Below are 24301 nucleotides of genomic sequence, written 5' to 3' on the forward strand. Positions count from 1 at the left end.
CGTGCCGTCCGGCCGCTCGCGCTCCGGTCCTCGCGGACCCGCGGCCCACCTTGATCACGGAGAGTCGCCTCCGGAAGGCGGTCCCGGACAGGTCTCGTCACGTCCCGGAGTCGCCGCCCCGCTCGGGTACCTTGTGTGGGATGCGAGTGGTTCCGATGGCCGGTGGTCGCGGTGTTGCCCGAGCGGCGACTCCGGATCCGGCGGTGCGTGCCGCTGTTCGCGAGGTCGGGCGGCCCGTCCCGCCCACTTGTGCGACTCCCCGCGGCGGGCGTCGCACAGTATGCCGCACGGGTACTCCTTCGCGCGGGAATATGCCCGAAGCGCTTGTTGCGGTGACGGTACGTCAACCATGCTGGCTCGCAAGGGAGTCACAGTCCGTGACCCTTGCTCTGGCCGTTGTTCTGGCCATGCAGAGAATGGCTGTGATCGTGGCCCCGTCCGGCGCGGGGTCACGGGTCCGCCGGTTCGGATGGTGTGAGCGGTGCAGGTGCTTCAAGTGCAGCTGGAGATCCGGCCCGACCCCGCGGAGGTGGGGCGGGCCCGCGAGTGGGCCCGTTCGCGTCTGGCCCGGTCGGGGATAGCGGCCGACGAGCCGCTCGCCGAGACGCTGGTCCTGCTCGTCTCCGAGCTGGTCACCAACGCGGTGGTGCACACCGGTTGTCCGGCCGTCCTGAGACTCTCGCTGCCCGGCGCGGCGGCCGACGCGGCCACCGTGCGCCTGGAGGTCGCCGACGCCAGCACCTGCGCCCCGCAACCGCGTTGCGCGGGCGACGAGGCCACGAACGGCCGGGGACTCGCCCTGGTCGACGGGCTGGCCGACCGCTGGGGCTGGAGCGCCGAGGGCGCGGGCAAGCGCATCTGGTGCGAACTGGACCGCTGTCCGCCGCCGCCCCCGGCGGTGACGGCGGTGCCCACGACGGTGACCGCGGTGCCCGCGGCCTGCGGGGGCCAGGCGCCGGTGTGCGGCGGAACCGGGCTGGAGGCGGCGGCCTACCGGGGCGTGGGCCTCGCCGGTCAGCCCGGCACGGGGCTCACCGGTCACTGGAGCATGGGTCTCGTCCGGTTCCTGGGCGAGGGTCTCACCGCCTGTCCGGGCGCGGTCCGCGCAGGGCTGCGGTACGAGGTGGTGTGAGCCCCGGTCCGGACACGACCGGAGGGGCCGGTTCCGTCACCGGCTCCGGGCCGGCCGGGAGGCCGTGCGCCGGGGGTGCTTCCGTGCGCGCCCGTTGCGATCCCGGCACAACGGGCAAATCGCCAGACGGCTGTTGACGGACCGTGTCCGTTTGATCACGCTTGGGGCAGCGATTCGCCGTGAGGGGACGTCGAGGGTGCCCGCAACCGGAGCCCTCGACGAGTGTGAGTCGTGAGGTCGGCGCCGACCGGTCCCGTCAGGAGCGAGGGGGGTGGGGCCGGGGCGCCGGAGCCGGATGGCGGCGCGCGGTGTCGTGCTCGGGGCAGGCATGGGCGCGCCGCCACCCGGAACCCGCCGTCCACAGCCTGTGGACGGCACACGGCTCGGACCGTACGGCGTCGGGGCACCGGACCGTACGGCGTCAGTGTCCGGACACCGTCGACGAGACGGCGGCGCGCGCCGTCCGCTGGACCAGGGAGACGCCCTCGCCCATCGAGGCGTTGCCGTCGGAGAGGACCGCCACCAGGTAGCGGTGCCCGTCCACCGTGATGCGGCCGACGCTGTTGACGTCCCACAGGCCGGAGGTGCTGCGCTGGAGCCACCCGTTCTTCAGTGCCGTGGCCGACGGCGTCCCGGCCGCCGAGACGCCCCAGGCCTGCTCCGGTTCCACCGTGTTCATCAGGGTCCGGATGTAGGCGCGGGAGCCGGCGTTCAGCGCACCGCCGGTACCCGCGCGCGCGTCCGTTCCGCCGGCGGCGCCCGTGTCGAACACCGCGCGCAGCAGCCGGATCTGGTCGCTGGCCGTCGTCCGGGTCAGGCCCCACTTGGCGCCCGGTCCGCCCTTCGTCGCGGTCAGCCCGAGCCGCTTGTTGGCCGCCTCCAGCCCCGGCGCGCGGCCGATCCGGCGCCACAGGGCGTTCGCCGCCGCGTTGTCGCTGTGCCGGATCATGGGCTCGGCGTAGGCGCGCTCCTGCGCGGTCAGGGTCCGCCCCGCGTCCTGCGCCTGGAGCAGCGCCGTCGCGAGGATGTCGACCTTGATGATGCTGGCGGTGTCGTAGGGGACGTCGTCGCCGTACACGGCGGGTTCGCGTCCGGAGCCGTCCAAGGGGAGCACCGCCGCCGTCACGCGGGACCGGTCCGGGGCCTGGTCCTGCGCCTGCGCCGGTGCGGCGGCGCCCAGGACGCCGGCGGACAGCAGGGCCGCGGCGGAGGCGAGGAGGGCGCCGGTCCGCGAGGGGCGCGGCAGGGAGCGCAAGCGTTTCAGCATGGCCGAAACATAGACAGAACACCCGCCGTCGGTCGGTGACTCCCGTCACCGAAATCCCCTTTTCGCCTGGATTGTGAGAAGGGCCATAGAAGGGGAGGGACGCTGTGCGTCGGAGAGGGCGAGGGGAACGAGGGGGGACGGGCTGGAGAGGTCAGGCGGGCCGGCCGGCGCCCCCGACCCGGAAGGTGCGCCGGTAGGCGGTCGGGGTCACGCCGAGGGCCGCCTGGAGGTGCTGCCGCATCGACTGCGCCGTACCGAAGCCCGCCCGCCGGGCCACCTGGTCCACGGACAGGTCCGTGGACTCCAGCAGGTGCCGGGCCCGTTCGACGCGCTGCTGGGCGAGCCACTGCCCCGGGCTGATCCCGGCCTCCTCGCGGAAGCGCCGGGTGAAGGTCCGCACCGACATCGCCTCCTGCTCGGCCATGTCGCGCAGCTGGATCGGCTCGTGCAGCCGTCCCAGCGCCCAGGCGCGGGCGTTGGTCGTGGTGGCCAGTTGCGGGTCCGGCAGCGGCCGGTGGATGTACTGCGCCTGCCCGCCGTCGCGGTGCGGCGGCACGACCGTGCGGCGGGCCACGTCGTTGGCGACCGCGGTGCCGTGGTCGCGGCGCACCATGTGCAGGCACAGGTCGATCCCGGCGGCGACCCCCGCGGAGGTCAGGACGTCGCCGTCGTCGATGAAGAGGACGTCCGCGTCGACGTCGATGTGCGGGAAGAGGCGCTGGAAGCGCTCGGCGTCGGCCCAGTGGGTGGTCGCGGGGCGGCCGTCCAGGTAGCCGGCGGCGGCCAGCACGTACACGCCGGTGCAGATGGAGGCGAGCCGGGTGCCGGGCCGGATGTGCGCGAGGGCGGCGGCCAGGTCCTCGGGCAGCGTGCCCTCCTCGTAGAGCCTGCCCCGCTCGTAGGACGCCGGGACGATCACGGTGTCGGCGGTGGCCAGGGCCTCCGGTCCGTGCGCGACGACGATCGAGAAGTCGGCGTCCGTCCGCACCGGGCCCGGCGGCCGGACGGAGCAGGTGACGACCTCGTACAGCGGCCGGCCCGCGGCGTCCTGGGGGCGCCCGAAGATCCGGTGCGGGATCCCCAGCTCGAAGGGGAGCAGCCCGTCGAGCGCGAGGACGACCACGCGGTGCGGAGAGAACTGCCCGGACGGAGGGACGGGGGCGGGGGAGAGGGCCCTGCCGGGCGTCGGGGCCGCGCCGTCGTAGGGGTTCGCCCCGGGGGCCGGGGGCGCATCGGCGGAGGGGCTCGCGCCCGCAGGCGGCGCGAGGGTGGTGTGCTGAGCCGGAGCCGGAGCCGGAGCCGGAGCCGGAGCCGGAGCCGGAGCCGGAGCCGGAGCCGGAGCCGGAGCCGTGTCGGATTCCATGGCCCGATCTTAGTGAATGCTGGCCTTCGGGCCACTCGATGGGCGCGGGGCCGCCCCGCGAAGCTGAGTGACGTGACCCAGACAACGGAATCTGCTCTCGACACCGAGGCCCGGACACCGCCCCGGCGCAGGGCGCGCGTGCACCGCGCGTGGTTCGTCGCCGCCGTCACCTTCGTGACCATCATCGGAGCGGCGGCGTTCCGGTCGCTGCCCGGACTGCTCATCGACCCGCTGCACCAGGAGTTCGGCTGGTCGCGCGGCACGATCGGGGCCGCCGTCTCGCTCAACCTCGCGCTGTACGGCCTCACCGCGCCCTTCGCCGCCGCGCTGATGGACCGCTTCGGCATCCGCAAGGTGGTCGCCGTCGCGCTGACCGTGATCGCGGTCGGCTCGGGCCTGACGGTGTGGATGACGGCCGCCTGGCAGCTGTGGCTGTGCTGGGGCCTGCTGGTCGGCCTCGGCTCCGGCTCGATGGCGCTGGCCTTCGCGGCCACGGTCACCAACCGCTGGTTCACCGAGCGGCGCGGCCTGGTCAGCGGCATCCTCACCGCCGCCTCCGCCTCCGGCCAGCTGATCTTCCTGCCCGTCCTGTCCTGGACGGTCCAGTCGCACGGCTGGCGTCCGGCGGCCGTGACCGTGGCGCTGGCGGCGCTCGCCGTCGTGCCGTTCGTCTGGCTGCTGCTGCGCGACCACCCGGCGGACGTGGGCGCACGCCCGTACGGCGCACCGGAGTTCGTACCGAAGCCGGCCCCGGTGCCGGGAGCGGCCCGCCGCACGCTCGGCGTGCTGTTCTCGGCGGTGCGCACCGGGCCCTTCTGGCTGCTGGCCGGCTCCTTCGCGATCTGCGGTGCCTCCACGAACGGCCTGATCCAGACGCACTTCGTGCCCGCCGCCCACGACCACGGGATGCCCGTCACGACAGCGGCGTCGCTGCTCGCGGTCGTCGGTGTGTTCGACGTGGCCGGAACCATCGCCTCGGGCTGGTTCACCGACCGTTTCGAGCCACGCCGGCTGCTCGCGGTCTACTACGCGCTGCGGGGTGTCGCCCTGCTCTTCCTGCCCATGCTGCTCGCGCCGGGCGTGCACCCGCCCATGATCTTCTTCATCGTCTTCTACGGCCTCGACTGGGTCGCCACGGTCCCGCCCACCCTGGCCCTGTGCCGGGAGCACTACGGCGAGGACAGCGCGATCGTCTTCGGCTGGGTCCTCGCCTCCCACCAGGTCGGCGCGGCACTCGTCGCCTACCTCGGCGGGGTCGCCCGCGACGTCTTCGGCTCGTACGACGTCGTCTGGTACGCCTCCGGGGCGCTGTGCGCCGCGGCCGCGCTGATGGCCCTGGTGATCCGGCGCCGGCCGCGCGCCCTCGCCGTGGCGGCCGCCTAGGTCCTGGCGTCACCTGCCCGTCGCGGGGCAGGCGGGAATGTGACGACAGGGCCCAGGGGGGTGTCAGCGGTGGGCGCGGGCGACCGCCTTGGCGATCTTCTCCGCGTCCCGGGCCAGTTCGCGGAGCATGCCGCTGATGGGGTTGGTGAAGCCGGTGAAGTACAGGCCGGGCGCGTCCGGGGCGGTGCGGGCGCCCCGGACGACGGGCCTGCCGTCGGGAGCCAGCACGCCCAGGTGCCCCACCAGGGGCTCCAGACCGCGGGAGTAGCCGGTGGCCGCGATGACGGCGTCCGGCTCGATGCGGTCGCCGTCGGCGAGGACGACCTTGCCGTCCTCGAAGCCGTCGACGGCCGCCACGATCTCGACCCGGCCGCCGCGCACGGCGTCGACGAGGCCGACGTCCTGGACGGGGATCGCGCCCTCCTCGACCCGTGAGTACAGGCCGGTGTCCGGGCGGGGCAGGCCGTGGGCCGACAGGTCGGGCGTGCTCAGCCGCGTCAGCGGCCCGGCGAGCCGGTCGACGAGCGCGACGGGCAGGCGACGGCACAGGACGCCCGTGTACTGCGCGGGCCACCCGGCGGTCGACCGGCGCAGGATGTGCGGGACGGTGCGCACGGCCAGCCGTACCCGTGCGGCGCCGCCCTCGACGAGGTCGACGGCTATCTCGGCACCGGTGTTGCCGATGCCGACGACGAGCACGTCCCGGCCGGCGTACGGGCCGGGCGAGCGGTACTCGGCGGCGTGCAGCAGGGTGCCGGGGTAGGCGGCGCGGCCGGGCCAGTCGGGCAGGCGGGGGGTGTGGTTGTAGCCGGTGGCCACCACCACGGCGGCGCCCGTCAGCTTGCGGCCGCCGGTGGCGTGCAGCAGCCAGCCGGTGCCGTCGGGGGCGCGTTCGACGCGGGAGACCTCGACGCCGGTCACGATCTCCAGTGCGTGGTGCTCGGCGTACTTCTCGAGGTACCGCACGACGTCGTCGCGGGCCACCCACCGGCCGAACCGGCGCGGCATCGGCAGGCCGGGCAGTGCGGAGAGCCGGCGGGTGGTGTGCAGGTGCAGGCGGTCGTAGTGCCGCCGCCAGGACGCCCCGACGCGGTCGGACCGCTCCAGCACGACGGCGCGCACGCCCCGCGCGCGCAGCGCGTACGCGGCGGCCAGACCGCCGGGACCGCCGCCGATGACGTAGACGGGGCGGTCGGTGCGCTCCGGGGCGGGAGCGGAGGCGGTGGACGGGGAGTCGGCCATGAGCGCGAGCGTAATCAGGCCCCCGCTTGATGGGTCTCGGTCAAGACCGGAATTGGTTGCGGATCGGTCACGCACGACCGTGCAGGGCGTCGCGCCGGGGCCCCGGACGGTCCGGCGCCCGATCGACGGCGTGCCGGCCCGGCCGGACCCTCGACGGCCGGCCCGGCGGCGCGGCGGCCCGTGATCCGGATGTGGCGGTCCCGCTCATTCGGCCAGAATGACCGGATGGCCGAGATACGTGAGAAGTCCCTTGCCGACCCCGCCCCCGAACTGCGGGGCCACGGCCTGCGGCTCCGTCTGTGGGACCCGGCGTCCGAGACCGATCTGGAGAGCTGGCTGCGGGGGCGGTCCGACCCGGAGTTCCGGCGCTGGAACACACCGCTGATCCTGGAACGGGACCTGGCCGACGCGCGCGAATCGCTCACCGCCCACGTGCAGAGCGCCGTCGACGGCACGGGCGTGCCGTTCTGCGTCACGGACGAGGCGACCGGCGAGAGGCTCGGCCACGTCAGTGTCGCCGTCATCAGCCGCCCCATGCGCTCCGGGCGCGTCGGCTACTGGGTGCTGCCGGAGGCGCGCGGGCGCGGTGTCGCCACGCTCTCCCTGCTCCTCGCCGGCCGCTGGGCCTTCACGGAGTTCGGCCTGCACCGCCTCGAACTGGGCCACGCCGTCGGCCACGAGGCGTCCTGTCGCGTCGCCGAGCGCTGCGGCTACCTGTACGAGGGGACCGCGCGCGGCGCGATGTGGGAGGCGGGACGCCACGACGCCTTCCGGGACTGCCACTTGCACGCCCGGCTGGCCACGGACCCCGAGCCCGAGCCGCCTGCGCCGCGCTGACCCGGGCGGCACCGGCGTAATTCGGAGGCGGACCCGACGGCGGGGCGGAATCATGAAGCATGGCTCCTGACGACTGGTACCTCACCCGTGACCTCGACGAATTCCTCGCGCGTGCCGGGGAGTTCCTGCGTTCCCGGCCCGACCGGCACACCGTGCACCTGACCGTGACGGAGAACCTGCGCGCCCGCGGCGGACGGACGTACGGGGACGGCGCCCCCGAGTTCGGCGTGCTGGAAGGCGAGGCGGTGCGGACGGGCACGCGCGGCGTGCGGGCTTCCTTCTTCCGTACGCCCCCGCACCCGCTCGTGCTCACCCCGCTGACCGAGGCGGAGGCCGACGCCCTCGCGGCACGCCTGGCCGGACGGGAGCGGGAGAGCACCGCGGGCGCCGGGGGTCCCGGGGGCATCGAGGGGCACACGGGCGCCGGGGGTCTCTCCGGTGTCAACGCCGACCAGGACACGGCCGCCGCCTTCGCCGCCGCCTGGCACCGCCGCACCGGCGCCCGGACCTGCCTCCAGCGGCGGATGCGGCTGTACCGGCTCGGCGGGCTGACCGTGCCGCGGCCGGCACCGCCGGGACGGGCGCGGGTGGCCGGCCCGGCGGACCGCGACCTGCTGGCCCGCTGGTACACCGACTTCTGCGCCGCCGTCGGCGAGACGGCCGTGCGCGACCCGCGGGACTGGGCCGAGGAACACGCCGGATCCGGCGCCGTGACGTTCTGGGAGACCCCGGACGGCACCCCGGTCTCCATGGCAGGCAGGTCCCCGGTGATCGCCGGACAGGTGCGGGTGACCGCGGTCCACACGCCGGAGCACCTGCGCGGCCGGGGGTACGCGGGCGCCGTCACGGCGGAGGTGAGCCGCGTCGCCGTGGAGTCCGGCGCGGCCGAGGTGCTGCTCTTCACCGACCTGGCCAACCCCACCAGCAACGGCCTGTACCAGCGGATCGGCTACCGGCCGGTGTCCGACTTCGCGGTGTACGGATTCGAGCCGGCCGCCCCCACCCCGTGACGGCGGACGGGCGGCGCCGCCGTCACGGCCACAGCAGCTCCCTGACCCAGCCCTCCGGGCCCGTCCGCTCCCGTTCGGCACGGCGGTAGCGGAGGCGTACGTGGCGGCGGCGGGCGTCGCCCTGGAAGAACTCGACCTCGTCGGGGCGCAGGCGGTACAGGGTCCAGGACGGGACGTCCGCGTCCGGCTCCCGGCCGGCGCGGGCCCAGGCCGCCTGCGACGCCCGGCTCAGTTCACCGAGGGAGTCCAGGACCCGGCTCTGCGCGCCGGTGAGGGCGGCGGCCAGGGCGCCGGCCGAGCGGGCGTGCAGGTCCGAGCGGGCCTGCTCGTGGGGCGCGGTCGTGACCGGGCCCCGCACGCGCACCTGGCGTCCCAGGACGGGCCAGTAGAAGACGAGGGCCGCGTACGGGCGGCGGGACAGGTGGCGGCCCTTGCGGCTGTCCGCGTGGGTGGCGAAGGCCCAGCCCTCCGCGTCGGCGCCGTGCAGCATCACGACGCGGACGTCCGGGTCGCCGGCCTCGTCGGCCGTCGCCAGGGACATGGTGTGCGGCTCGCGCTCACCGGCCGCGACCGCCTGCGCGAACCACCGGGTGAACAGGGGGAGCGGGGCGGCGGGCGCCTCCCCCGGGTCGAACGCGGGCAGCTCGGTGACCTCCGGGTCCCACACACGCAGCGACCTCAGCAGGGCATCGAGTTCCGTGTTCATGCCCCGAGTATCACCCGGTGCCGTTCCCCCTGCGGCGCCGCGCCGTCCGTGAGCCGGGCGGGACGGGACCGCGCCTCCGCCCCTGCGCCCTCGCGCTCACGGGTCACGCTCGCGCACACCGGGACGTCCCCGCGCATCCTCTCCCGAGATGCCCCACAACGCCACAGGCGGCGGTCCACCCGGGTGAACCGCCGCCTGCCTGACAGGACTTGTGGCATCAAGGTGCCGCACGGGCGCCCGGTGCCGGGGGACCGGCTATCTCGTCGGCTTCTTCCCGGTGACGCCCAGGTACACCAACAGGGCGAGGTTCGGCTTGAGTTCGGCCTGCTTCACGCCCCAGGAGGTGAAACCCTTCTGGTGGGAGGCGACCGCGGCGAGCATGGCGACCAGTGAACCGGCGATCGCCGCCGGGTTCACGTCCTTGTCGACCTTGCCCTTGGACTGGAGTTCGGCAACCGAATCCGTGAGGGAGCCGTTCACCGCGTTCAGGATCTTCATACGGAGCTTGTAGAAGCGCTTGTCGCCCTCGGCGGCCCCGAGGTCGACCACGCGCAGGATCGCGTCGTTGCGGCGCCAGAAGTCCAGGAAGCCGTCGACGAGTTCCTGGGCGGTCTGCCAGCCGGCCTTGCCGACCCACGACCTGCCTTCGAGGAGCCCGGTCAAATCGGCGCTCTCGGCGGCCATTTGCTCGGCGATCTCCAGGACGGCGCCTTCGACGTCCGGGAAGTACTGGTAGAAGGTCGCGGGTGAAGTCCCCGCCTTCCGGGCGACATCGATGACTTTGACATCCCGGTAGGGCGAGGAGCTGAGCATCTCGCTGAGGCAGTCGAGCAGCTTCTGCCGGGTCGCCTGCCCTCGCCGGCCGGCCACGCGGCCGTCGACGGTACGCACTTGTCCTGTCATGTCGTCAGCTTACCGAGGGGTGATGGGAGCGCGATTCGGCCGACTGCAAATGGGGTGCGCGGGCGCCGAGAGGCAGGTGTGCCTGGTCTGCGGGCTGCGGGAGTCCCGGCTACTTTGACGGCATGGCCGAAAACAGGGCATCCGCGTACACGGAGGGCGTCCCCTGCTGGGTGGACGCGCAGCTCTCCGACACCGCCGCCGGCCGGCGGTTCTACGGTGAGCTTTTCGGGTGGACCTTCGAGGAGAAGGAGGCGTACGGCGGCTCGGTCCTGGCCCTGCTGGAGGGGCGGCCCGTCGCCGCGCTCGCCGCGAAGTCGGACGGCAGGATGCCCACCGTCTGGGCGGTGTACTTCGCGGCCCCGGACATGGGGGCGCTGGCCGCGCGGATCCGGGCGGGCGGGGGGCAGATCGTCGGCGACGCCCGGCAGGTGGGCCACTACGGCACGGCCGCCCTGGCCGCCGACCCCGAGGGCGCCGTCTTCGGCCTGTGGCAGCCGGGCCGGCACGCGGGCTTCGGCGTGCGCCACCAGCCGGGCAGCTTCGACTGGGCCCAGCTCTACACCCGTGACACCGAGACGGCCAACGCCTTCTACGGCGGGCTCTTCCACGAGGCCCTGTTCGGCCGGGACACCCGCCCCGACTTCGGCCGGGCCCCCGTCACGGACGTCTTCCCCGCCGAGATGCCGCCGCACTTCCTCGTCCACTTCCGGGTCGCGCGGGCCGAGGCCGCGCTCGGCACCGCCGTCCGGCTCGGCGGCCGCGTCCAGGTGCCCCCCTTCGAGACGTCCTACGGCACGGTCGCGGTCGTCGCCGACGACCAGGGCGCGTCCTTCGCCGTCCTGGAGCGGTGAGGGAGTCGCGCTCCGCGGCGCAAGCGCCGCGGGGGCTGGAGTGAGGGTGCCTTATGGGCCGGTGTGCGGGCGCCGCGGGGGCTGGAGTGAGGGTGCCTTATGGGCCGGTGTGCGGGCGCCGCGGGGGCTGGAGTGAGGGTGCCGTACGGGCCGGGACGCAAGCGCCGCAGGGGCTGGAGCGAGGGTGCCGTACCGGCCGGGGCGCAAGCGCCGTACGAGCCCGGGCCGCCGTACCGGCCGGGGCGGAAGCCCGTGGGAGTCGGGGCGGAATCCCGTACGAACCGGGACGCAAACCCTCGACAGCGGCGCGGAAGCCGTCGGTGGCGGCTCGGCCGGCCGCCCAGACGCGGCGGAGCCGTCGCACCCCGCGCGGGGAATGCCGTCGTAGCGAGCCGGTGAAATCGCCGCGAGGCGGTCAAATCCGGCCGCTGGTGGCGTCAGTGCGGCGGGAATCCGTCGTTTTGCGTCGCAAAAGCACCAGGACATCCCGGTTCGTCGCCGGGTTCGCCACCGGTGCCGCGGCCAGGAAGAATCGGAGTGCGTGCCGCCACGGCGGTGCGGTGGTGAGACGCTGCACGGGGGCCGCGTACACACGGAGGTGGCGCGGCTCGTACGGGGAGGTGGCAGGCAAGTGGTGGATCAGCTGACGCAGCACGATCCGCGGCGGATCGGTCCGTTCGAGGTGCTGGGACGGCTGGGCGCCGGCGGCATGGGGCTGGTCTATCTCGCGCGCTCGGCGTCCGGCCGGCGGGTGGCGATCAAGACGGTCCGCACCGAGCTGGCCGAGGACCAGCTCTTCCGGGTCCGCTTCACGCGCGAGGTCGAGGCCGCGCGGGCGGTCTCCGGCTTCTACACGGCCGCCGTGGTCGACGCCGATCCGCGCGCGGCGGTGCCGTGGCTGGCCACCGCCTACGTCCCCGCGCCCTCCCTCGAGGAGATAGTGACCGAGTGCGGGCCGCTGCCGGTGCAGGCGGTGCGCTGGCTGGCGGCGGGCGTCGCCGAGGCGCTCCAGTCCATCCACGGCGCCGGGCTGGTCCACCGTGACCTCAAGCCGTCCAACGTGCTCGTCGTCGAGGACGGACCACGGGTGATCGACTTCGGCATCGCCTCCGGCGTCTCGAACACCCGTTTGACGATGACGAACGTCGCCGTCGGCACCCCGGCCTACATGTCACCCGAGCAGGCCAAGGACTCGCGCAGCGTCACGGGGGCGAGCGACGTGTTCTCGCTCGGCTCGATGCTGGTCTTCGCCGCCACCGGGCACCCGCCCTTCCACGGCGCCAACCCGGTCGAGACGGTCTTCATGCTGCTGCGCGAGGGCCCCGACCTCGAAGGCCTCCCCGACGAGCTGCGTCCGCTGATCGAGTCCTGCATGCAGATGGAGGTCGCGGGCCGCCCCACCCCCGCCGACCTCCAGGCCCAGCTCGCCCCGCACCTCTTCGGCTCGGGCACCGACGACAGCGGCACCGCGTCGGCCTGGCTGCCCGAGCAGGCGGTGGGCCTCATCGAGTCCCGGCGCGGCGGACGCCTCGTCCCGCCGCCCACCTCGGCCGGCCCGGCCAACGGCGCCCGGCCCGCCGTACCGCCGCCGCCCCCGCCCTCCTACGACCCCGTCGTGCCGGCCCCGCCCGCGCCGCCGCTGCCCGCGATGCCCGCGCCGGTCGGCGCCCCCGACACCGGTCCGGTGCGGCTGGCCGGCGCCCAGGTGCCCATCGGTCCCGGGCCGCGCGTCGCCGACGCCCGCGCCGCCGCCGTGAAGGCGCCCCCGCCGGAGGCGGGCCTGGCCGCCACCTGGTCCAGATCCCGGCCCGGCGCCGCGCCCGTCGTCCCGGCGGTGACCGGCGTGCCGCCGGAGACCGCGCCCGGCTGGCGCCCCTGGCGCTTCCGCATGTCCAACGACGTGTGGGGCACCCCGTCCGTCGCCGGTGACCTGGTCTACGTCACCTCCTTCGAGGTGCACGCCCTGGACGTGGCCACCGGCCGGCGCCGCTTCAAGACCCGGGACGTCGCCTGGTCCATGGCGGTCGCCGACGGCCGCGTGCACGCCTCCGACGGGCCCACCCTGTTCGCCCTGGACGCCCGGGACGGCGCCGACCTGTGGCGGTTGCAGACCGACGCCTGGGTGTACTCCCTCAAGGCCGAGCGGGGCACCGTCGTCACCGGCACCCGCGGCGGCGGCGTCCAGGCCTGGGAGGCCGCCGGCGGCCAGAAGCTGTGGGAGATCACCGGCTGCCAGACCGACTTCGAGTCCCCCGAGGCCGGTCCCGCCCTGCACGACGGCACCGTCTACGTCTGGCAGGACGCGCGCCTGCGCGCCCTGGAGGCCCGCACCGGCGACGAACGCTGGTCCTACCCCATCGGGGACGCGGCCTCCTGCGGCGGCGTGCCGGTCCGCCTCACGGCCGCCCCCGACGGCTACGTGTACGTCTCGGCCGGTACCCGTGTCGTCGCCCTCGACGTGGCGAGCGGCCATGTCCGCTGGCACTTCGAGGCGCCGGCCGTCTTCCTCTCCCCGCCGGCCTTCGCCCCCGGCCCGGCGGTCACCGGCGGCGGTGTCTACCTGGCCGACTACCTCGGCACCGTGTACGCCCTGGACGCCACCGACGGCCGCGACCGCTGGCGCATCGCCACCGAGGCGCGGTCCTGCGTCGACCCGGTCCTGGTCGCCGCCGGACACGTGCACGTCGGCAGCGGCAAGGGCCTGTACACCCTGGACGCGGTGACCGGGACGCCCAAGTGGCGCTTCCAGTCCGGCGGGGACATCGTGGGTTCCCCGGCGGTCGCCGAGGGCCGCATCCACTTCGGCTCCACCGACCACCTCCTGTACACGCTGAAGGCCGACGACGGCCGCCTGCGCTGGAAACTGGCGACCGGCGGCGAGATCACCGGCTCCCCGGTCGTCCGGGACGGCGTCGTGTACGCGTGCAGCAAGGACCGCTGCGTGTACGCCCTGGACGCGGAGAAGGGAACGGGCACGACCCGCACCACGGGGTAGGGTGCCGCCCATGCGGATACGGGGGCGCAGACTCAGGTTCACGGCGGTACTGGCGGTCGTGGTGCTGGCCCTGACGGGCTTCTCCCGCGGTCACGGGCACGGCGGTCACGGGAGCGGCGGCTCGGGCGGGTGCAGCAGCTCCCGCCAGGACCACGACACCTCGTCGTCCTCGTCGTCCTCCTCGTCCGGGGGCGGTGCGTACGGCTCCGGAACCGACGGCACGTACGCCCCGCACGACGACGACACGTACGGCTCCGGTGGCAGCGGCACGGGCACGACCGGCGGCAGCTCCCACCACCGCCGTCGCCCGGACCGCGGTCCGACCGCCACCCCCTCCGGCGGCACCGGTTCGCAGCTCCAGGCCGCGCGGGCGAGGCTGCTGAGCTGCGCCACGGAGAAGAAGCCCTACGCGACGGTCGAACTGACCAACCCCAACGACAGGCGCGGCACGTTCACCGCCACCGTCACCTTCCAGGACGCCCACGGCGGCACGATCCGCTCCGCGCTCCAGGAGACCGACGTGCCCGCGAACGGCAGGCGCACGGTACGCGTGGACGCCGGCGCACCCGGCGACGTGGCGCGGCCGGCCCACTGCACCGTGGACCCGGCGGCCCCGGCGACCGGCTGACGGCCCGCACCGGGCGCGCGGCCAGACCGGCCCCGGACACACGTCGGCCGCGACGGCTCCCCCTCCGCGCCGCCGCGGCCGATCCCCCGTGCCCCCCGTGTTCCCCCGTGTCCCCCCGTGATCCCCCTCTGTGGTCCCCCGGCTGATCCCCCGTGACCCCCGTGATCCCCCTGCGGTCCCCCCGTCTGATCCCCCGTCCGGCCCCCCCCGGGCCCGGCTTACTTCGTCGGCTTGAAGGGCTCCGACGTGGCGTGCATGTCCTTGACCGTGACGGGCTCGTCCGTGGCGTGCATGTCCTGCGTCGTCACGTCGCCGTCCCCGGACTGAGCGACGGCTGCCGCGGCCTCGCCGTCCTTCGTGCCGGTGGCGTGCATGTCCTGGGGCTTGATGACCGTCTCGTCGCTCATGCTCTTCGCTCCACTCGGTGTGTTCCTCATCGGGCGCTGGAAGCCCGCCCGGTCACTCCCCCGAGTGTGCCCGGGCGGGCCTTCCTGGGCCGCTCACACTAGTTCGCCAGTGCGGGGCCCTTCGCAGTGACCCGTCTGCCCCCCGACGCGACGGATCGACTGGGTCGAGCATGGCGCGAGGCGATAAACGTTCGATGAACGCGCCGGTGCTGTCCCCGCGGACCTCGCACGGCCTGCGCCGGACGCGGAAGTCCGCTCCTCACACGGCCTGGGCCGGGCGCAGCAGTTCGCTCACGGCGGCGGCCTCGGGCGCCCCCAGTTCCTCGTAGATGCGCAGGGCGTCGCGCCAGCACACCCGCGCGCGGTCCGTCTGCCCGATGCCCGTCAGGGCGTGGCCCAGAACGGTGAGCACGTTGCCGCGCCGCCACTCGCCGCCGATGCCGCGCAGCACCGTGAGGGCCAGCTCCGCGTTGGCGGCGGCCTGCGCGGGGCGCTGCGCGGCGATGTCCACCTCGGCCAGGCGGAACAGCGTCATGCCCTCCCAGAGCCGCTGCCGGCTGTCCCGGAAGACACCCAGCGCCTCGGTGAGGCTGTCCGCGGCGGCGTCGAGCCGGCCGCTCTGGGTGAGCGCCATGCCCAGGGCGTAGCGGGCGTTGGCGCCCCGCATCGAGTTCCCCATGGCGTCGTAGATGCCGATGCCCTGCTGCGCCAGGGCCACCGCGCTCCTGGTCCGGCCCGTCGCCAGGTGGATGCGGGAGAGGTTGCACAGCGCGCTGGCCTCGCCGGGCCGGTCCTGAAGGATGCGGAAGTGCCGGATGGCTTCGGACAGATGCTGCTCGCCGTCCTCGTTGCGGCTCTGGTACAGCGCGATGATGCCGCGCGCGTTGCGCGCCCAGCACACCGGCAGGAGGTCGTCGGCGTCCATGGCGCGGCGGATCACCTGTTCCGCCTCCTGGTCGGCCATCTCGAAGCGGCCGGCGTCGACGTGCGCGTGAGCGAGCGTCATCAGTGCCCGGGCCTCCACCTGCGCCACACCGGCCCGCCGGGCCGCGTCGAGCAGCGCCTTCGCGGTCGCCTCGTACTCCCGGGAGTTGGCTCCCGACTCGGAGATGTCGAGCGCGGCCCACAGCAGGTCGGTGGCGCGCCGGAGCGAGGCCGAACGCTCCGCGCTGCGGCGGGCGAGGGCGAGGAGGCAGTCCGCCTCGGTGTAGAGCCAGTCCCGGGCGGCCTTGCGGTCGGGGAAGACGAGCCCGGGGTACCTGGTGGCGGCGAGGTGGTCCACCAGCCGGTCCCCGGGCCGCTCGATCGCGTACACGCCCGCCGCCGTGGCCAGGTAGAAGTCCAGCAGGCGCGACATCGCCGCGTCCCGTTCGCCCGGGGCGCGCTCGTCGCGTTCGGCGCAGGCCCGGGCGTAGAGGCGGACGAGGTCGTGGAAGCGGTAGCGGCCGGGGGCGGCGGACTCCAGGAGGGAGGTGTCGACGAGGGATTCCAGCAGGTCCTCGGTGTCCTCGGCGGGCAGGTCGAGCACGGCCGCCGCAGCAGCCAGGGAGATGTCCGGACCGTCGGCGAGGCCCAGCAGACGGAAGGCGCGGGCCTGGGCCGGCTCCAGTTGGCCGTAACCGAGTTCGAAGGTGGCCTTCACCGCCAGGTCGCCCGCCTGGAGTTCGTCCAGGCGGCGCCGCTCGTCGGCCAGCTTGGCGGCCAGGACGGAGACCGTCCAGGTGCGGCGGGCCGCCAGCCGTGAGGCGGCGATGCGGATGGCGAGGGGGAGGAAGCCGCAGGCGGCGACCACGTCGAGCGCCGCCTCCCGCTCCGAGGCGACCCGCTCCTCGCCGACGATCCGGATGAAGAGCTGGAGCGCCTCCTCCGGGCTCATCACGTCCAGGTCGACCAGGTGCGCGCCCGCCAGGTCGACCATCCGCACCCGGGAGGTGACCAGCGCGGCGCAGCCCTCCGTGCCCGGCAGCAGGGGTCTGACCTGGGCGGCGTCGCGCGCGTTGTCCAGCAGCACCAGGATCCGGCGGCCGTCCAGGACCGAGCGGTACAGGGCGGCCCGCTCCTCCAGGGAGTCGGGGATCGCGGACTCCGCCGTGCCGAGGGCGCGCAGGAAGGAACCGAGGACCGTCTCCGGTTCCGCGGCGCGCTGCCCGGCGCCCTGGAGATCGACGTAGAGCTGGCCGTCGGGGAAGGCGGCCCGGGCGTGGTGCGCGACGTGCACGGCGAGGGTCGTCTTGCCGACCCCGCCGATCCCGGCCAGCGCCGATACGGCCATCACCCGGCCCTCGGCCGAGGCCAGCATGTCGCTCAGCTCGCTGACGAAGGCCGCGCGACCGGTGAAGTCCGGGACGGTGGCGGGCAGTTGGGCGGGGCGCACGGGGGCCGCGGCGGGTTCCGGGGCGGGGGCGGAGGGCTCGGCGAGGGCGGGGTCCGCCTGGAGGATGCGCCGCTGGAGCGCGCGCAGCTCCGGGCGCGGGTCCACGCCCAGTTCGTCGGCGAGCAGACGGCGGGTGTCCGCGTAGACGGCCAGCGCCTCCGCCTGCCGGCCGCTGCGGTACAGGGCGAGCATCAGCAGTTCGCGCAGGCGTTCGCGCAGCGGGTGGGCGGCGGTCAGCGCGGTGAGTTCCGAGACCGCCTCGCCGTGGCAGCCCTGTTCCAGGTCCATGTCGAGCCGCGACTCCAGGAGCTGCAGCCGCCACTCCTGAAGGCGTACCCGCTGCGCCTCGGCGTACGGGCCGGGCACCCCCGCCAGGGGCTCGCCGTCCCACAGGCGCAGCGCGCGGCCGAGCAGCGTCCGCGCCCGGTGCAGGTCCCCGGCGGCGCGGGCCTTGTCGGCCTGCGCGGAGAGGTCCTGTGCCGTCCCCGCGTCCAGCGCGCCCTCGCCCAGGCCGCGCACGGCGTATCCGCCGGACTCGCTGACCAGGACCCCGGGGTCGAGGACCTTGCGCAGCCGGGAGGCGTACGTCCGGACCGCCGCCAGCGCCTGCGAGGGCGGCTCCTCGCCCCACAGGGCGTCGATCAGCTCGGACGCCGTCGCCGTGCGCCCCTCGCGCAGCAGCAGCGCGGCGAGCAGGGCGCGCTGCTGGGGCGAGCCGGTGGGCAGCAGTTCCTCGCCGCGCCAGGCGCGCACCGGTCCGAGTACGCAGAAGCGCAGCGCGGCCGACCGCTCGGCACGCCGCTGCTCCGGTACTCGCGGTACACCGTCCATCGCTGCTCCCTGACCGCTGCCGAACTGTCCATCGCCGAGAGGCCAGTTTGCCTTGTTCATGGCAGATGCGTCAGCTCCGGGAGACAGCGATCACAGGCCGTGGTGCCCTGCCTCACAAGGCTTGCACAAGCTCTCCTCTTGCGGAGGGCGCTCAGTCGGTGAGATCCACCCGCACCGTCAGCAGGTCCGTCCCGAAGGCCCGTACCGCCGCGCTGTTGAACCGGGGCAGGCGGCGCAGCCGGGCCACGGCGTCGTCGCCGGGCAGGAGGTGGGCGGTGCCGTGGTGCCAGCGGCCCCGGATGCGGACGCGGACGGCTGGGTCCGCCTGGATGTTGCGGACGTACTGGGATCTGAGGCCGAACTCGGAGACGAACCAGAAGGATCCGTCCGTGAGGCGTCCGCCCACGGGGGTGCGGCGGGGCAGCCGGGAGACGCGGCCGGTGGTCTCCAGCAGGGTCTGCGAGGGCAGACGCCGGTTGACCGGATTGGCGACGTACCGCTGGAAGCGGGTCACCATCCGGTGCTTCAGCTCACTGTGGCGGGTCATGGGCCGTCAGCCTAGGGGTGCGCCACGGGATTCGTGCGTTCACCGGGGGAGCGGGCAGGCCACCTGCGCCCTTGCCGCGTGCGCCTCTCGCGCCCGCCCGTGCTGCTCGCGCCCGTCCGTGCCTCTCGCGCCCGCCCGTGCTGCTCGCGCCCGTCCGTGCCTCTCGCGCCCGCCCGTGCTGCTCGCGCCCGCGCGTCCTGGGTGCTCGTGCCCGTCGGTGCTGCTCGTGTCCGCCCCGGCCGGGCGGGGCGCCGGTGCCGCGCGTCCCGGGCACGGCCGCCCGCGCTGATCAGCGCGATCGTATGCTCGGGGGATGACGACTTCCGCGACCTCCGGAACCGGCCCCACCGAGAACTCCCTGCGTCGCGCCCTCAAACGTGCGCGGGACGGCGTCGCCCTGGACGTCGCCGAGGCGGCGGTGCTGCTCCAGGCCCGCGGCGAGCACCTGCGGGACCTCGTCGCCTCCGCCGCCCGGGTGCGCGACGCAGGCCTGGAGGCCGCCGGGCGTCCCGGTGTCATCACCTACTCCAAGAGCGTCTTCGTCCCGCTGACCCGGCTGTGCCGGGACAAGTGCCACTACTGCACGTTCGTCACCGTCCCCGGCAAGCTGCGCCGCGCCGGACACGGGATGTTCATGTCCCCCGACGAGGTCCTGGACATCGCCCGCCGCGGTGCCGCACTCGGCTGCAAGGAAGCCCTCATCACCCTCGGCGACAAGCCCGAGGACCGCTGGCCCGAGGCCCGCGAATGGCTCGACGCGCACGGCTACGACGACACCATCGCCTACGTCCGTGCCGTCTCCATCCGCATCCTGGAGGAGACCGGCCTCCTGCCGCACCTCAACCCGGGCGTCCTGAGCTGGACGGACTTCCAGCGGCTCAAGCCCGTCGCGCCGTCCATGGGCATGATGCTGGAGACCACCGCGACCCGTCTGTGGTCCGAGCCCGGCAGCCCGCACCACGGCTCCCCGGACAAGGAGCCCGCCGTGCGGCTGCGGGTCCTGGAGGACGCCGGACGCTCCTCCGTCCCCTTCACCTCCGGGATCCTGATCGGCATCGGCGAGACGTTCGAGGAGCGCGCCGAGTCCCTGTTCGCGCTGCGCAAGGTCGCCCGCGCCCACCACGGGATCCAGGAGCTGATCATCCAGAACTTCCGCGCCAAGCCGGACACGGCGATGCGCGGCATGCCGGACGCCGAACTGGACGACCTGGTCGCCACGGTCGCCGTCGCCCGGCACATCATGGGTCCCACGGCCTGCCTCCAGGCCCCGCCCAACCTCGTCGACGGCGAGTACGAACGGCTCATCGCGGCCGGCGTCGACGACTGGGGCGGCGTCTCCCCGCTCACCATCGACCACGTCAACCCCGAGCGTCCCTGGCCGCAGATCGACCAGTTGCGCGAGCGTTCCGCCGCCGCCGGGTTCGAGCTGCGCGAACGGCTCTGCGTCTACCCGGAGTTCGTCACCCGGGGCGAACCCTGGCTCGACCCCCGCCTGCTGCCGCACGTGAGCGCCCTCGCCGACCCGGCGACCGGCCTGGCCCGCGAGGACGCGACCGTCGAGGGGCGGCCCTGGCAGGAACCGGACGAGGCGTTCACCGCCTCCGGCCGCACCGACCTGCACACCGCGATCGACGCCGAGGGCCGCACCGGGGACCGCCGCGGCGACTTCGACGAGGTCTACGGCGACTGGGACGCCCTGCGCGAGGCGGCGGCGCCCGGCATGGCACCCGAGCGCATCGACACCGACGTCCGCCAGGCCCTGCGCACCGCCGCCGACGACCCGACGCGGCTGACCGACGCCGAGGCGCTGGCGCTGCTGCACGCGGACGGCCCGGCGCTGGACGCCCTCGCCCGGATCGCGGACGACGTCCGCAGGGCGGCGGTCGGCGACGACGTGACGTACATCGTCACCCGCAACATCAACTTCACCAACGTCTGCTACACCGGCTGCCGCTTCTGCGCCTTCGCCCAGCGCCGCACGGACGCCGACGCCTACACCCTCTCCCTCGACCAGGTCGCCGACCGCGCCCAGCAGGCCTGGGAGGTGGGCGCGGTGGAGGTCTGCATGCAGGGCGGCATCCACCCGGACCTGCCCGGCACCGCCTACTTCGACATCGCCAGGGCGGTCAAGGAGCGCGTCCCCGGCATGCACGTGCACGCGTTCTCGCCGATGGAGGTGGTCAACGGCGCGGCCCGCACCAACCTGTCGATCCGCGAATGGCTGACCGCGGCCAAGGAGGCGGGCCTGGACACCATCCCCGGGACGGCCGCGGAGATCCTGGACGACGAGGTCCGCTGGGTCCTGACCAAGGGCAAGCTGCCCACCGCGACCTGGATCGAGGTCGTCAGGACCGCGCACGAGCTGGGCATCCGCTCCTCGTCGACGATGATGTACGGCCACGTCGACCAGCCCCGCCACTGGCTCGGCCACTTCCGCACCCTGGCCCGCATCCAGCAGGAGACCGGCGGTTTCACGGAGTTCGTCACCCTCCCCTTCATCCACACCAACGCCCCGGTCTACCTGGCCGGCATCGCCCGCCCCGGCCCCACGGCCCGCGACAACCGGGCGGTCACCGCGATGGCCCGCCTGCTGCTGCACCCCTGGATCCCCAACATCCAGACGAGCTGGGTCAAACTGGGCACGGACGGTGCCGCCGAGATGCTCCGCTCCGGCGCCAACGACCTGGGCGGCACCCTCATGGAGGAGACCATCTCCCGCATGGCGGGCTCCTCCTACGGCTCCTACAAGTCGGTCAAGGACCTCATCGCGGTCGCGGAAGCGGCGGGCCGCCCCGCCCGCCCGCGCACCACGGTCTACGGCGAGGTCCCGGAGGAGCGCCAGCGAGCGGCGGCGGCCTCGGACGGCCACCTGCCGCGGCTGCTGCCGGTGCTGGACTGACGGCAGGGGCGGCGTCCTGCTGCCCCTGCCCGGCCCGCTCGTTCACGGTGTGTCCGTCGTCCGGGCCGGATAGGCGCCGCAGGCGGTGTGGGTCCGGGAGACGGCGGTGAGGTAGCGGGCACGTTCCGCCGGGGTGAGGCTGCGGCCCACCCGTCCGCACAGCGCCGCGATCCAGGCGTCGGCCGAAGTGTCCCAGGTCAGCACCTCGCCGCCCTCGGTGGCCGACCACAGCTGCTTCCCGTCGGGTGAGAAGGCGAGGCGGCTCTGCGTGCCCGTGCCGCCGGTGCCGGACCAGGAGAAGTCCGGGGCCGGCAGGGCCGTGTCCGCCAGCCGGTCACCGGTCCTGGCGTCCCACAGCCACACCGTGCCGTCCCCCGAAAGCGTGGCCGCCCAGCGGCCGGCCGGGTCCGCCGCGAGACCGCTTCCACCGGACCCGTCCGACCGCCACCGCAACGCCCCTGTCCCGACGTCCCACCTGGTCAGGGTGTGACCGTCGACGTTCGCGTACAGGGAACGGTCCTTTTCGGAGAGAGCCAGTGCGTCCACGGCCCCGCCCCCGACGTCCAGGCGGCGCAGCAGGCGGCCCGAAGGCACGTCGTACACGCGGACGGGGCCTTTGTCCGGGGCGATGGCCGCGAGGGCGCCGTGCTCGCTCAGAGCCATCGTGTACTCGGTGAGACCGGTCTTCTTCCGGTCCTCGTCCGACAGGCGGGGGACGGTACGCGGGAGCGCCGTGGACAGTTTTCCGGTTCGGGGGTCGAAAATCAGTACGGCTCCGTCCGTGGTCAGGATCACGGCTCGGCCGCCCTGCCCGCAGGCGACCCGGGTCCACCCCAAGGTGTCACTGTTCGCGGGCAGGGGGACGGCCGCCGCTTTGCGCAGCGCGCCGGGTCCCTTCTTCCACACGGTCAGCGCGGTGTCCGACACGGCGTACAGGGTGCCGCCGTCCGGGCTGAGGGCGACGTCGTCGTACGGGATCTCCTGCTCGTTGCTCGGAAGGTCCTTGCCCGCCGACCAGAGGTGCAGCGTGGAGGGGGATCTGTCGATGGTCTCCTGGCTCCATGCCACCTGTCCGGGCCCGCTCACGGAGAGCGGCGGCGGGTACTCGACCGTCGCTCCGTCGGGGATCCTGGCACCGTGCCTGTGCAAAGTGGGTCCCGCCTTACCCAGGTCCCACAGGGCCACAGTGGTGCCACTGGCCGAGGCCAGACGGTCGCCGGCGCCCGGTGAGAACGCCAGCAGCGAAGGCGCCCTGACCCCGGGAAGCGAGTCCACGACCGCGTGCGAGGGAGTGTCGTCCACCCTCCTGGCCACGGTGAGGCCTTTGCTAGTGCCGATCGCGACCTGGTGATTGTCGGACACGGCCAGGCTGATGGCCTCTTCGTCGGGCAGGACCGGCAGGACGATCCCGCAGTTCCCCGCTTCGGAGCCGGGGAACTTCCCGGCCGCCAGCTGCCCGACCGTCATCAGGGCCAGACCGCCGTACTTGAGGAAGCCGAAGCAGTTTCCGCTCGGTGATGCGGCGGTCACATAGCCGTTGGCGGGGTACAGGGTGCCGTCGTCCGACTGGAGACGGCGCAAGGCGCCGTCGTAGAGACGCCACCCCCCGAAGGTGACCAGGGTCACCTTCTTCCCCTTGTCCTGAAAGGCGAGGTCCGCCGCCTTGCCGGAAAGGCCGGTGTCGACGCGCGCGTACGGTGCGTCGCTCCGTTCTCCGAACAGCCTGAGTGCTCCCTCGTCGTCGAAGACGGCCAGATTGTGGCTGGAGGACTGGAAGGCGAGCCCGGTGATACCGGGGGCGCCGGCGGGGAGCCGACGCGTGGAGTGCCCCTGCACGTCCCGTACGACCGTCTCGCCGGAACTGCTCCCCACGGCCAGCAGGCGGTCGTCGTCGCTGAACGCCAGGGAGGTGACCTCCCCGTGGACGGAGATCCTCCCCAGCCGCCGGCTCCCGTCGGAGGTCCAGACGGTCACGGAGCCCTTGGCCGTGCCGACGGCCGCGTAGTGCCGCGAGGTGGTGAGGGCCAGGGCCGTCACCGCCGCGTCGCCCCGGACGAAGCGCACCAGGTGAGGGCTGCGGGTGGTGAGCTGGTACAGCGCCGAAAGGGTCTCCGGTGTCTCCTCGACCTGGTAGGCCTGGAGCGCCAGCAGCGAGGCGAGGTCCAGGTCGTCTCCGCTCAGGTTCACCGCGGTGGCGGCCAGTTGGCGGGCGGTCGCGAGGCGTGCCTGGTCCCGCGCGGTGTTCCGCTGCACGAAGGCGTACACGGCGGTTGCCGACGCCAGGACCGCCAGCGTGGTCGTGACCGCCAGCATGGCCTGTCGGAAGCGCTGTAATTTGCGGCGCTGGGAGACGTCCTCACCGATCAGCTCGTCCTTGGGACGGCTGTGCAGTGGTGCGGCCAGGTCGGCCACGCATTCGCGGAAGCGCGGGTCCCGCGGGGCGTCCTCATGGTCCTCGCTCAGCCACCGGAGGTCCACCCAGCGCGGTTCCTCGGTGAAGTAGCCCCGCAGGGCGTCCGGCAGGCACGTGCTGCGCTCCCAGTCGAAGTCCTGTGCCGAGTGGTCCCAGTGGAGTTCGCCCCCGGTGACGACGAGCAGCAGGTTCGCCGCCCGGGGACCCTGCCGCCACCAGGAGATCTCCTTGGCCACCCACGGGGAACGCGCGGACTGGGGCGACGCCAGGAGGAGGAAGAACTCGGAGTCGCCGAGCGCCTGTTCCACCGTGCTCCACAGCCCTGGGTTCGCGGAGAGGGCGGCGTTGTCGAGGAAGACCCGGAGGGCTCGTACCTTGTTCCAGGGCTTGGCGAAGCTGTGCAGGGCGTCTCTCAGCCAGCGGGCCCGGTGGCCATCCGCTTCGTGACTGTACGAGATGAATGCCGCGTAGCTCATCGGCGTGCTTCTCCGTCCTTCTGCCGCGGGTGCGGGA

General features: G+C 74.1%; 17 protein-coding genes. 8 read left to right on the forward strand and 9 right to left on the reverse strand.

Annotated features, from left to right (window positions below):
- Positions 1-496 precede the first annotated feature (496 nt).
- Positions 497-1132 (forward strand): ATP-binding protein, encoded by a 636-nt coding sequence (locus tag IG64_RS43300; protein ID WP_078884169.1) that lies wholly within the window; start codon positions 497-499, stop codon positions 1130-1132.
- 421 nt (positions 1133-1553) lie between these two features.
- Here the strand turns inward: IG64_RS43300 and IG64_RS23170 are convergent, their stop codons facing one another.
- Together IG64_RS23170 and IG64_RS23175 are read right to left on the reverse strand one after the other, a co-directional pair.
- Positions 1554-2399 (reverse strand): serine hydrolase, encoded by an 846-nt coding sequence (locus IG64_RS23170; protein ID WP_037859352.1) that lies wholly within the window; start codon positions 2397-2399, stop codon positions 1554-1556.
- Between the two features lie 151 nt (positions 2400-2550).
- The gene (locus IG64_RS23175; RefSeq protein WP_234438595.1) at positions 2551-3762 is read right to left on the reverse strand and encodes a GlxA family transcriptional regulator; all 1212 of its coding nucleotides are present in this window, start codon (positions 3760-3762) and stop codon (positions 2551-2553) included.
- A 72-nt stretch (positions 3763-3834) separates the two neighbouring features.
- On the opposite strand from IG64_RS23175, the gene IG64_RS23180 reads away from it, so the two are divergent.
- Positions 3835-5145: an MFS transporter gene (locus IG64_RS23180; protein ID WP_037859359.1), complete on the forward strand. Its 1311-nt coding sequence runs from the start codon at positions 3835-3837 to the stop codon at positions 5143-5145.
- Positions 5146-5208: 63 nt separating this feature from the next.
- Here the strand turns inward: IG64_RS23180 and IG64_RS23185 are convergent, their stop codons facing one another.
- A complete protein-coding gene (locus IG64_RS23185; protein WP_037859362.1) occupies positions 5209-6387 on the reverse strand; it encodes a flavin-containing monooxygenase in 1179 nt (392 codons plus the stop codon).
- Between the two features lie 225 nt (positions 6388-6612).
- Between IG64_RS23185 and IG64_RS23190 the strand changes: the two genes are divergently transcribed.
- Positions 6613-7224 (forward strand): GNAT family N-acetyltransferase, encoded by a 612-nt coding sequence (locus IG64_RS23190; RefSeq protein WP_037859364.1) that lies wholly within the window; start codon positions 6613-6615, stop codon positions 7222-7224.
- A gap of 59 nt (positions 7225-7283) precedes the next feature.
- Positions 7284-8234: a GNAT family N-acetyltransferase gene (locus IG64_RS23195; RefSeq protein WP_037859367.1), complete on the forward strand. Its 951-nt coding sequence runs from the start codon at positions 7284-7286 to the stop codon at positions 8232-8234.
- Between the two features lie 22 nt (positions 8235-8256).
- Here the strand turns inward: IG64_RS23195 and IG64_RS23200 are convergent, their stop codons facing one another.
- Together IG64_RS23200 and IG64_RS23205 are read right to left on the reverse strand one after the other, a co-directional pair.
- Positions 8257-8940, reverse strand: coding sequence for a pyridoxine/pyridoxamine 5'-phosphate oxidase (locus IG64_RS23200; protein WP_037859368.1), 684 nt, complete (start codon positions 8938-8940; stop codon positions 8257-8259).
- A 255-nt stretch (positions 8941-9195) separates the two neighbouring features.
- The gene (locus IG64_RS23205) at positions 9196-9831 is read right to left on the reverse strand and encodes a TetR family transcriptional regulator (protein ID WP_037859369.1); all 636 of its coding nucleotides are present in this window, start codon (positions 9829-9831) and stop codon (positions 9196-9198) included.
- A gap of 134 nt (positions 9832-9965) precedes the next feature.
- Here IG64_RS23205 and IG64_RS23210 point away from each other — a divergent pair, with 134 nt between their 5' ends.
- The 3 genes from IG64_RS23210 to IG64_RS23220 all read left to right on the forward strand — a co-directional run bounded on the left by IG64_RS23210 (position 9966) and on the right by IG64_RS23220 (position 14317).
- The gene (locus tag IG64_RS23210) at positions 9966-10694 is read left to right on the forward strand and encodes a VOC family protein (protein ID WP_037859371.1); all 729 of its coding nucleotides are present in this window, start codon (positions 9966-9968) and stop codon (positions 10692-10694) included.
- A gap of 631 nt (positions 10695-11325) precedes the next feature.
- Positions 11326-13689, forward strand: coding sequence for a PQQ-binding-like beta-propeller repeat protein (locus IG64_RS23215; RefSeq protein WP_037859373.1), 2364 nt, complete (start codon positions 11326-11328; stop codon positions 13687-13689).
- Positions 13690-13699: 10 nt separating this feature from the next.
- Complete coding sequence (locus tag IG64_RS23220; RefSeq protein WP_037859436.1) at positions 13700-14317, forward strand: hypothetical protein; 618 nt, start codon at positions 13700-13702, stop codon at positions 14315-14317.
- A gap of 218 nt (positions 14318-14535) precedes the next feature.
- On the opposite strand, the gene IG64_RS23225 is transcribed toward IG64_RS23220, so the two are convergent.
- The 3 genes from IG64_RS23225 to IG64_RS23235 form a co-directional block, all read right to left on the reverse strand.
- Positions 14536-14724: a hypothetical protein gene (locus tag IG64_RS23225; RefSeq protein WP_037859374.1), complete on the reverse strand. Its 189-nt coding sequence runs from the start codon at positions 14722-14724 to the stop codon at positions 14536-14538.
- A gap of 259 nt (positions 14725-14983) precedes the next feature.
- On the reverse strand, positions 14984-17929 hold the full coding sequence (locus tag IG64_RS23230) for an AfsR/SARP family transcriptional regulator (RefSeq protein WP_037859375.1): 2946 nt from the start codon (positions 17927-17929) through the stop codon (positions 14984-14986).
- A gap of 151 nt (positions 17930-18080) precedes the next feature.
- Positions 18081-18476, reverse strand: coding sequence for a nitroreductase/quinone reductase family protein (locus IG64_RS23235; RefSeq protein ID WP_037859376.1), 396 nt, complete (start codon positions 18474-18476; stop codon positions 18081-18083).
- A gap of 313 nt (positions 18477-18789) precedes the next feature.
- On the opposite strand from IG64_RS23235, the gene IG64_RS23240 reads away from it, so the two are divergent.
- Positions 18790-21375: a bifunctional FO biosynthesis protein CofGH gene (locus tag IG64_RS23240; protein ID WP_037859377.1), complete on the forward strand. Its 2586-nt coding sequence runs from the start codon at positions 18790-18792 to the stop codon at positions 21373-21375.
- A 42-nt stretch (positions 21376-21417) separates the two neighbouring features.
- Here IG64_RS23240 and IG64_RS23245 read toward each other — a convergent pair whose 3' ends face one another.
- On the reverse strand, positions 21418-24264 hold the full coding sequence (locus IG64_RS23245; protein ID WP_037859378.1) for a toll/interleukin-1 receptor domain-containing protein: 2847 nt from the start codon (positions 24262-24264) through the stop codon (positions 21418-21420).
- Between the last annotated feature and the right edge of the window lie 37 nt (positions 24265-24301).

This window comes from Streptomyces sp. NRRL S-340 (genome assembly GCF_000720185.1).
Taxonomy (GTDB): Bacteria; Actinomycetota; Actinomycetes; order Streptomycetales; family Streptomycetaceae; genus Streptomyces.

Bases quoted from the DNA above. Each gene is read 5' to 3' on its own strand.
- IG64_RS23235 (WP_037859376.1), bottom strand. From the start codon at position 18,476: ATGACCCGCCACAGTGAGCTGAAGCACCGGATGGTGACCCGCTTCCAG.
- IG64_RS23220 (WP_037859436.1), top strand. From the start codon at position 13,700: ATGCGGATACGGGGGCGCAGACTCAGGTTCACGGCGGTACTGGCGGTC.
- IG64_RS23245 (WP_037859378.1), bottom strand. From the start codon at position 24,264: ATGAGCTACGCGGCATTCATCTCGTACAGTCACGAAGCGGATGGCCAC.
- IG64_RS23190 (WP_037859364.1), top strand. From the start codon at position 6,613: ATGGCCGAGATACGTGAGAAGTCCCTTGCCGACCCCGCCCCCGAACTG.
- IG64_RS23210 (WP_037859371.1), top strand. From the start codon at position 9,966: ATGGCCGAAAACAGGGCATCCGCGTACACGGAGGGCGTCCCCTGCTGG.
- IG64_RS23225 (WP_037859374.1), bottom strand. From the start codon at position 14,724: ATGAGCGACGAGACGGTCATCAAGCCCCAGGACATGCACGCCACCGGC.
- IG64_RS23230 (WP_037859375.1), bottom strand. From the start codon at position 17,929: ATGGACGGTGTACCGCGAGTACCGGAGCAGCGGCGTGCCGAGCGGTCG.
- IG64_RS23240 (WP_037859377.1), top strand. From the start codon at position 18,790: ATGACGACTTCCGCGACCTCCGGAACCGGCCCCACCGAGAACTCCCTG.
- IG64_RS23170 (WP_037859352.1), bottom strand. From the start codon at position 2,399: ATGCTGAAACGCTTGCGCTCCCTGCCGCGCCCCTCGCGGACCGGCGCC.
- IG64_RS23185 (WP_037859362.1), bottom strand. From the start codon at position 6,387: ATGGCCGACTCCCCGTCCACCGCCTCCGCTCCCGCCCCGGAGCGCACC.
- IG64_RS23200 (WP_037859368.1), bottom strand. From the start codon at position 8,940: ATGAACACGGAACTCGATGCCCTGCTGAGGTCGCTGCGTGTGTGGGAC.
- IG64_RS23195 (WP_037859367.1), top strand. From the start codon at position 7,284: ATGGCTCCTGACGACTGGTACCTCACCCGTGACCTCGACGAATTCCTC.
- IG64_RS23175 (WP_234438595.1), bottom strand. From the start codon at position 3,762: ATGGAATCCGACACGGCTCCGGCTCCGGCTCCGGCTCCGGCTCCGGCT.